At 55.2% G+C, this 8,443-nt stretch carries 7 protein-coding genes; 3 read left to right on the top strand and 4 right to left on the bottom strand.

Annotation, left to right across the window (positions count from 1 at the left end; translation table 11 throughout):
• From ACR0IM_RS18180 to ACR0IM_RS18170, 3 genes are all read right to left on the bottom strand, one after another.
• Positions 1 to 91: sugar phosphate nucleotidyltransferase (locus ACR0IM_RS18180; RefSeq protein ID WP_480595140.1), on the bottom strand; the 91-nt coding region annotated here is incomplete at its 3' end.
• A 515-nt stretch (positions 92 to 606) separates the two neighbouring features.
• On the bottom strand, positions 607 to 948 hold the full coding sequence (locus tag ACR0IM_RS18175; protein WP_480595128.1) for a Pepco domain-containing protein: 342 nt from the start codon (positions 946 to 948) through the stop codon (positions 607 to 609).
• Between the two features lie 18 nt (positions 949 to 966).
• A complete protein-coding gene (locus ACR0IM_RS18170) occupies positions 967 to 4,158 on the bottom strand; it encodes a CHAT domain-containing protein (protein ID WP_480682767.1) in 3,192 nt (1,063 codons plus the stop codon).
• 327 nt (positions 4,159 to 4,485) lie between these two features.
• Here ACR0IM_RS18170 and ACR0IM_RS18165 point away from each other — a divergent pair, with 327 nt between their 5' ends.
• From ACR0IM_RS18165 to ACR0IM_RS18155, 3 genes are read left to right on the top strand one after another with little or no spacing between them, the layout of a single operon-like run.
• Positions 4,486 to 4,728, top strand: coding sequence for a hypothetical protein (locus tag ACR0IM_RS18165; RefSeq protein WP_480642576.1), 243 nt, complete (start codon positions 4,486 to 4,488; stop codon positions 4,726 to 4,728).
• A gap of 45 nt (positions 4,729 to 4,773) precedes the next feature.
• The gene (locus ACR0IM_RS18160; protein WP_480642577.1) at positions 4,774 to 6,051 is read left to right on the top strand and encodes a hypothetical protein; all 1,278 of its coding nucleotides are present in this window, start codon (positions 4,774 to 4,776) and stop codon (positions 6,049 to 6,051) included.
• Between the two features lie 35 nt (positions 6,052 to 6,086).
• Positions 6,087 to 6,302: a hypothetical protein gene (locus tag ACR0IM_RS18155; protein WP_480595116.1), complete on the top strand. Its 216-nt coding sequence runs from the start codon at positions 6,087 to 6,089 to the stop codon at positions 6,300 to 6,302.
• 186 nt (positions 6,303 to 6,488) lie between these two features.
• Here ACR0IM_RS18155 and ACR0IM_RS18150 read toward each other — a convergent pair whose 3' ends face one another.
• Positions 6,489 to 8,435 (bottom strand): DUF6519 domain-containing protein, encoded by a 1,947-nt coding sequence (locus ACR0IM_RS18150; protein WP_480682766.1) that lies wholly within the window; start codon positions 8,433 to 8,435, stop codon positions 6,489 to 6,491.
• Positions 8,436 to 8,443 lie beyond the last annotated feature (8 nt).

Genomic DNA, 8,443 nt, shown 5'->3' with positions numbered 1-8,443 from the left:
GAGACACAAATTGTTTAGGATAGCTCTTACGCGACAAGGGCCACAAACGGGTTCCAGAACCTCCGCAAAGGAGGATGGGCGTAATCAACATAACTGAACCATTCGATTAGAGGTAATTCGCGCTCGGTCCTAGAGAATGGCCATTCCTTTGACAAGCCTCGGGGCTTTTTTTTGATGGAGTTTTCGCAAAACTGCAAAAAATGGGGTGTAGCGTGCATATTTGCCTGGAAAAAACTCTTAACGGATTGGTCTACGGCTCCGGTGCAACTTCATCCAAGTGGTCCAGTTCGATTGCTCAGGCATGACTTGTCTTTGGTCCATCGCGACGACGGTTTCCGTGGCTGGTGGATGATAGCCCATAGCAGTATGCGGTCATTTAGTTTTGCAGTGTTCCTTCCATTTCCCGATCAGGATTTGTGTCTCACGCATGCTGCGGAAAAGCCCCTTTGGCTGGCGTCTTTTCAACTGGAAACGGTTGGTATGTCTGCGCCTTTATCCCAAAGATTGCCTGTCCGGTGAACCATAACGATCTCGGCTCGCGAACATTCAAGTCAGCGTCGGAGGCGATCGATCAGAACATCAATCGATCTCTTGGTGACCCGAATCCTAGTTTGCCCTGGTTCTTCTTTTGAACACGATTTTCATGCTGGAGGTTGCATTGGCGCCCAGGCCTATGCCCATGAATCCCACTTTTCCGTCTGTGCCGACCTGAACGGATATCTCCACGGTATCAAGGTTCACTTCGCCAACCACCGCTTTTTCAGCGGCATCGATCATCGTCGAGACACTTTCAACGAAAGAGGTAACGTTCTGCTCCATCACATCCACACCAACTTCTACAGCGTTCGCCAGCTGTGTGCTCCGGGTTTCGCCACGCGCTGAGGTGGGACGTCCCAGCGTTGAACTCTGCGGTTCAGGAGCGAATATAACAACTTTGTCGAATTTCATTGGTTTACTCCGTTTGTTTCAGGACATTGCAGGCGGAACACCAAAATGCTGGAGTCCAGCCCAGTAGAGCGGCGCGTCAAAGGGTTTCTCGGGCCCTGCAAAATTCTCCGACAGCCACTGCTCCTGTTCCGCCAGAGCGTTAAGCACCGCATCAGAGTCACCAGAAGCGCCTGTCCCCGCCCCCGATTTTAGCCCGGAAAGACAATCAAGCGTTTCATGGACCGAGAGCTGTCTGAGCCAGTGGCTGGCCAATCCTACCGCACGCGCCTGAGCGCATCCGTTACCCAGCTCGTGCAGTATTCGTGACACCAACAGACATGTTGCCAGGTCGTCTACGCGCCAGGTCGGCGCAATAACGCAGGAAACACCGGCGGCCTGAAGAATGCTTGGAAAACCGAACGGCTCGTCCGAATTGCTGGATTGCGACAGGCCCGCTTCGCAACATGATAGGATCATAAGACGGGTCGCCAGCCGACGTTCGGACACAAGATCGGACAGCGCCATACGACCATCTGAAAACGCTATTTGAGAGGACCACGGATCGTTCGGGCAGAATTCGCCATGTGCTGAAACCAATACACGCGCGTCTTCTGAAATGGCGTTCAAAAACTCTTGCCTTGTCGCCTGTTTACCCATTGCTACCCGTTCGGCAGGAACGTCGCATGCCTCGAGCCGCGCAAAGAGCAGATCGCCGCACGGATCAAGTATCAGACGTGGACCAACACCCGCTTTTGAACTGCGGAGATCGGTGTCGGTGTCGGTATTCAGGAACTCGGCAATCGAATGCGCGACGGAAACCTCATCAAACAGTTGGGACAGAAACCTACCATCCGGCAATCGTGCATTGCACAGCGGCATAGACCGAAGGACCCGATGAGGCACAATGACGAGCTGGCTGCCGCCATGTCTCAGCTGTGGCGCCAGTTCGTCGATCAGACTGCCAAGCTTATCCAGAACCATACCGCTCATGGATTCTGCAGCGTCCAAAAGCAGGTCCGGCGGGGCGCGTTGCGATGCAAGCGCCTGCTGAATCCGGCGATCGAGTGACCAATCTGTTACTTTCTGCCACGGAGAAAAAACATAATCGCGAAACTCGTCATAGATACAACCATCCATCCAGCGATACGTAACGTCGGCCTCTGCGCCTTGAACAGTGAACAATGCCAGAACGTTGGTGCTGCAAAAGAACGAGAGAATCTGGCGTCCGGATTCCGCGCGAACCCAATCTCTGGCGGCCTCGACTGCGGGCATCATGCCTATAGGTGCTAGCAACTTCTTTTCGTCATCGCCCCCACCGCGGGTGAGCAGCCGCATGAGCCGACCCTTCGCCGCTTCGGCAAATCCCAATGTTTCGTCGGGCGGGCGTTCTGCTTTGACCTTTGTCAGCATCCCAAGCCCGTCAAATCTGCTCCATTCCTGAAGCATCGAGGTCCAAACGATGGGGTCTGCACCCCCATGCGTCAGGCGCTCGAACAATTGGTCGATTGCGTGTTCACATGTGTCGTGTGCTTTGGTGTATTCACCTTTCTGCAGCAGAACCTGTGTGCGCAGCCCGGCTGATCGAATTTTCTCATCACCGATTGGTGCATTTGCCGCCATCAGACGTGCGGCTTCGTCGATCTCATGTTCGGCTTCTTCTGGGCGCGATAGCTCCAGCAGAATGCGACCGCGGTTCGTATGAAGCATCGGCCCCAGTTGATCGATGTATTCTCCGGGGTCTGGTTTCACCGCGATCGCTTTGTCAATTGAAACAAGCGCCCGGTCAAACAGCTTTAATTCGCGTAGCGCGTTGGAAAATGAGTTCCAGAATATGCAGCGCGTCCGTGCATCGGTCATTTTTATCAGCGGCTCAAGGTCTTCGTGCAGCAGTAGCGCCTCCCGCTTTCTGCGTGCCTCGGAAAGCCGCATCGCTTTTTCCAGCAGAACATCGACGCGTCGTTCCCCTTCAAGATCGGGCAGCATCTCATCCAGCACCTTGAGGGCAAAATCCGGTTGCGCGATGGCGCTCAAAAGGTTGTTGTATTGAAGCCCGATCAGAAAAACCTGATCCTTGTCGCCAATTTCCCTTGCAGCAGTATATGAAGCTTCCAGCGCCGCCCGCGCTTCGCCCAGGCCCGAGATGCCAGTATCCGCCGCAATGCCAAGCTGTACTGCATAGTCGAGCATTCTCTTTAAGAGGTCGACTAACCTGTTTTCATCGACCGTGTTAGAAGCCGCGCGTTTGAGGCGGAGTGCGGTTGTATAGGCCGCAAATGTCTGGGCAACGTCCAGATTTCCGGGACGGCCGGTTCCTTGGCCAAGCGCCAGCCACAAATCCGCGTGAAGGTCCGGATCGAGCGGAACTTGCGTCGTCTCGACAATATCCAAACCGCGACGCGCCAGCCTGACGGCTTTGCGCAAACTGTGACCAGACGGTTGGCCTTCGGATTCATGAAACGAGAAATCCCGTAGATAGCTGGCCAGCTCGGACAACGCCTGACGGGCTGCATTTTCGTCGCTGCCTGCTTCGGTCGCGCGAAAAACAAACTCAAGCCCGTAATCGAGCGCGTCGGCGGTGACGAGTCGTGCCGAAGACAGTTGCTCAAACCCATCAAAAAGAGGTTTCGTGTCCGCCCCTTCCTTGGCCAGATTCCTGGCGTGCGCCAGGTAGTCGTCGAAGTTGACGGGCAGGTTGTGACCTGATGTAGGTCCGATCACGCCTCCGAAGTCGCCGTCTGCTGTGGCGTGAATCAAACGGAATAACAATCTGAGCAATGCTCTGGTGGGCGTGGCGTCGGGCTTGGCTGATCCATCCGCATCGTGAATTAAAGATTGGAGGCGAGGTAACAATGGATGGGACATTCCGTGCACTAGCGCCAGATCAAGCGATATCTGTGCTGCTTCGAAATCGCTCAAGAAACGGCCCTGTATGACTGCTTTGTCCCAATACAGGTCAGGAATTGTTGGATAAGTTTCCACCGCATAATCGAGCTGTGTCAGAAGGTTTTCGGAAATATCAGGAGGCGGGGTGACCTGCAAAGCCTCAGCGACTTTCAGGCGATATTCAACAGCGGCACCGATCGCAAAGGCTTCGGCCCTGCGTAACGCGTCACTATCACGTTCGGATCGCGCGCTGGCTATCAGCTTTGCAGCACGAAAATAACGCCGAGTTCGCTTCTCGAATTCCGCTTGTTCAATAGTTTCAGTCTCGAAATCGTTTAGCTGGCTCATCCGACGCCCCGCTCAAAAACACGAGAAGTCTAGCATATTTTCCGGCCTTGATCGAAGTTGCGAAGGCCGAGAGCTTGATCTGCGTCTGAAAACCAATACTTACTTGTTAGACCGCGCGAATAATCAGTGTTCAAAAAATCTCGATCGTTTTTTGTGTCTGAGCCCCGGGACTCGTTCGCGTCGCTTGATCAAGGCACGGATTCCAGCGGAACAGCCGATCCATTCAATTGAAAAACTGCGCGAAATATTTTAAAATCGGCGCATTCAAGATGATCTGAGATTAATCAGTTCGGATGCATATGGTGCCCGAACGAACAGGAGGCTTGAATGGCAAACCAAGCAAAAAGAAAACTCAGTACCCGCAAGGGCAAGGTTCAGGTCAGATCGCAGCCCTCGGCAATGTCCGCTCTGGGAGAGCGGGCCGAAGCGTCAGGCCTGATGACCCCTCAAATGCTGAGCGAGCGTGACGAAAAAGTTTCAAGTAAGCGTCGCACGGGTGGCCCGGCTCTTGAGGAGGACAACTCCGAGAGCAGTGGCAGTGACGTAAGCCCAACCGATTTGGACTACTGATCAGATGATCGCATTTTTTACGGCAATACATCCACGGAGGTCGCTATGCCCTCGACTCATCAACCAAGGATTTTCAATACAGTAAACCTTACCGATTTTGACACCAACGGCCAAACCTCGACGGTTGGCGAACCTACGGTTTCCCAGAACGGAAACCAGCTTCTGGCAACTGGAAACTGGTATGCAAGCCGCTCTTTGGATGGCGGCCAAAGCTGGTCCCATATGAGTCCGTTCACGCTTTTCCCTCCGGTCGACAACGGGTTCTGCTGCGACCAGACTACCGTATATGACCCAAGCCGTGATTTGCTGATCTGGCTGCTGCAATATGTTGAGAGGGACGGAAGCAACACGCTCAGGCTTGCCGCCAAACAGGGACGGACCCTGGGAAACGATGCGTGGAACCTGTGGGATTTTACACCGTCCGGTGTTGATCCGGACTGGGACGAAGAATGGTTCGATTATAACCACGTTTTGCTGTCCGAGAATTATCTCTACGCTGGTACCAACGTGTTTTCAGTTGGTACCAACATCTTTACACGATCCATTATCTTGCGGATTTCATTGGATGAAATTGCTGCTGCGTCCGGACTTTCTTTCGACATTTTCGAGACGCAGGACAATTTTTCCCTGAGATGTGTTCAGGGCGCACGCGGCGCTATGTACTTTGCCAGCCATAATTCGAACTCGCAAATACGTGTATTCAGGTGGCCCGAAACGTCGCCAGATGTTGAAGAGTTTGATATCGACGTCACGCCATGGTTTGCAGGAAGCTATTCCTCGCTGACGGCAGGTGGTGGTGACTGGATGTCGCGGACCGATCCGCGTATTACCGCCGGATGGCTGGGGCGGGGAACGTTAGGCTTTATGTGGACAGCCAACCGTCAGGCCAACAGGCAGCGCCCCTTTGTCCGAACCGTCCGTATCGATGAGGCGACGATGACCCTGATTGATGAGCCGGATATCTGGAACAGTCAAATCGCGTTTGCCTATCCATCCACCGCGGTCAATCGGTTCGGAGATGTCGGGCTGTCGCTCTTTGCTGGCGGAGGTAATCTGCATCCAAGCCATGTCGTCGGAACCTATGACGATATCGACGGGCTATGGCGGTTGCTTCTTGCACGGCGGGGAACGGACACGCCCACCTTGATGAAATGGGGCGATTATACCAATTGCTCCGAGGTTGCCCATGACGGATTCACATGGTTGGCGGCAGGGTACACGTTACAGGGCGGGGGCAATCAGAGCGATATTGAACCGACAATGACCTGGTTCGGACAACAGCGATACGACACACCAAGCCGTCGACCGCCTGTGATCGTCTGATCCTGCATCTTTTATTTAATTCAGGGACCGAAATCATGCACAGAGCCATTAAATCACAAGGTGTTTCAGCGTTTGTACGTCAGGAAGGGCCTTGGCTGCTTATTGCCTTCGTAATTGCCGATCTGTTCTACAAATGGGGATCTTTCGCGCTGGAATGTGTCGGTTTTCTGGCAACTTGGTACGGGTTGAGCCTGATAGCCAGCCTGGTCCTGCGCCTTTTGGGAGGGCAAAAGTCCGCCCTGGAAGACTGAGCCGGCGATCACAGGTTATCCTTAGGAAGACCCGGACCGTGGCGATTGTCTGGGGCGGGTGTTGGATCTGTCTTTCATCTGCAAATCAATACTCAAATCAGGGCTATCAAGGTCGGACGGACCTGAAAACGCATCCGTGCAACATTGCCTGAACGGGTAGTAACCAGGCTCGGGTCGCAACTGCCGTCATTCAAAGCGTTTTGCTTCCCGAAGGATTTCACTGGCCCTGCTGCGGGGAAAGGCGCGACCACTTGCCGGGCTCAGAATTTCAACCAGCTTGTCAAGACTCAGCTGGGCCAACGCTGCCGCATCTTCGATACCGGCGGCAATTAGCCGTTCAGCAGAGATGTCGCCGACCCCCGGAACGTCATTCACCGGTGTGATGGAGGTGTTTGATGAGCCTGAAGGGGCGGGTGACGACTGTTTCACACGCCGGATCAGATCACTTTCAACCCGTGGGTCACCATCGTCTGCTATCCGAACTGCCGTCCTGACAATACCTGCCGCTGGAACTCCGGCTTCGAGATAGGATTCCGCGACCAATTCAGCCCGGCGCGCGCCCAGTGCCAATCCGACCGGTTCGGGCTCGATTGAGATCGAGCGAATCTCGACCTGATGAAACGTGCCGGTTTCGATAGAACTGCGCAGGTGAGAAATGTTTGCTGAAAGCGTCTCGATCGAGGCGTCGAGTGGTGTCGCGGTTTCGGCTTCGAATTCGATAATGCCCAACGTCTGACGCGAAAATTCGGGTTCCGGTTCCGGAGGCTCGGATTCACTTGGCGATGTCAGAGCGCAAAGTGACGGGAAAACACAGCGGCACTCGTCTTCCGCACAGGTTACGCGCCCGTTTTCGTCCAGATCGATTCGGCGCAGCGGCGCCAGATGGTGCCGGATGCCGCGCGGCGACAGGGCTTTGGGCCAGGGCGAACCATCCGGGCCGGTTTCCTGCGGCCACAACACATCCGCAGTCGCGGTGCGGGCCGGGATTTGCCAGTAGTCGCCGGTTTTGTAGTCGCCGCCCTGTTCGAACCAGATCTGCACACCGTCCTCAAGCTCGATCCATTTGGCTTCCTGTACCGGGATTGCAGCCGATCTCTGATCCCAGCGCCGTAGTATCGGGTGGGTGTTCGCGGTTTCAGTGAAAACCGGCAGCACTGTGCCTTCAGGTACCAACAAGGTTATCTCGGCGTTTACACGATCGACTGCAGCCACTTCGAACAAGGGCCAAGGGGTCGACGTAAGCTCGGATACGTCATCGAGGATTTCGACCCAGTCGCCTTCTTTCAACCCCCGCGCCTGATCCGGTCCGAGGCTTTCTAGTGTTGCGGTAGCGCCCTCAAGGCTGCGTATTCCAAACACAACCGAACCGTTGTCGCGCGACCATTTGAAAGTTGCTTGTCCCTTTGCACCTCCCACAGCGCCCGCGTCATGTATCTCGACCCGGTACAGCTGGTTTTCGGGTCCCCGGTACTGAGCTGTCGGCGGCACCAAACAGGGGTCTTCGGATGGCATGTCGACCTTTGCTCGTGCCCGAAGGCAGCGCGGCAAGGTCAACGGGTTGCGGACCAGGGCATCCAGTAGTTCTTCGCACCCCAGGTCTTCGTCGCCCTCTTTGCCCAAAGCCGCAACTTTGACCTGGCAAACGATCTTGGCGCGTGTTGCGGTGTCCGGTCCGCCCAGGGCCAGTTCGCGGATGCCTTCGGCCTGCAGGTGGTTCAGATGTCGTTCCCATACGTCGAGATATACAAGATACCGCCCGCCGGGGCTGAGTTCTTCCTTACCGCCTTCGGTGACCGGGAAGTCGGGTTGCGTCGTATAGCGGATCGGCACCGCTTCACCCTGCGGTGGGCAATGCAGATCGGGCATCAGTTCGCAGGCTATGCCATCGACATAGTAGCGCCCCCAGCCGATTTCGAAATCGCACAACAGATCGTCAGAACAAGAGATCTTGAACCCGTCACCCGGCCCGCCGTGCGGCCCAATCAGGTCGGCGGCCAGATTTCGGGTCTGCTCGAGCAGGATGGACACCTGTTCGTTCCAGTCGGCGTCCAGCAAAACGCGCCCTTGCTGCATGAGGACTCGGGCATATCCATGCTGTCGGTGGTAACTGTCGCGGCTGAGGTCGGCTTTCATGGTTCCAC

It is taken from the genome of Ruegeria sp. BF6 (assembly GCF_056538665.1).
Note: the sequence above shows the minus strand (reverse complement) of the source record. Positions and strands in the feature narration are given on the sequence as shown.

What these genes read in the sequence shown, in the direction of transcription:
- ACR0IM_RS18160 (WP_480642577.1), top strand. Translation starts at nt 4,774, where the DNA reads ATGCCCTCGACTCATCAACCAAGGATTTTCAATACAGTAAACCTTACC.
- ACR0IM_RS18175 (WP_480595128.1), bottom strand. Translation starts at nt 948, where the DNA reads ATGAAATTCGACAAAGTTGTTATATTCGCTCCTGAACCGCAGAGTTCA.
- ACR0IM_RS18165 (WP_480642576.1), top strand. Translation starts at nt 4,486, where the DNA reads ATGGCAAACCAAGCAAAAAGAAAACTCAGTACCCGCAAGGGCAAGGTT.
- ACR0IM_RS18155 (WP_480595116.1), top strand. Translation starts at nt 6,087, where the DNA reads ATGCACAGAGCCATTAAATCACAAGGTGTTTCAGCGTTTGTACGTCAG.
- ACR0IM_RS18150 (WP_480682766.1), bottom strand. Translation starts at nt 8,435, where the DNA reads ATGAAAGCCGACCTCAGCCGCGACAGTTACCACCGACAGCATGGATAT.
- ACR0IM_RS18170 (WP_480682767.1), bottom strand. Translation starts at nt 4,158, where the DNA reads ATGAGCCAGCTAAACGATTTCGAGACTGAAACTATTGAACAAGCGGAA.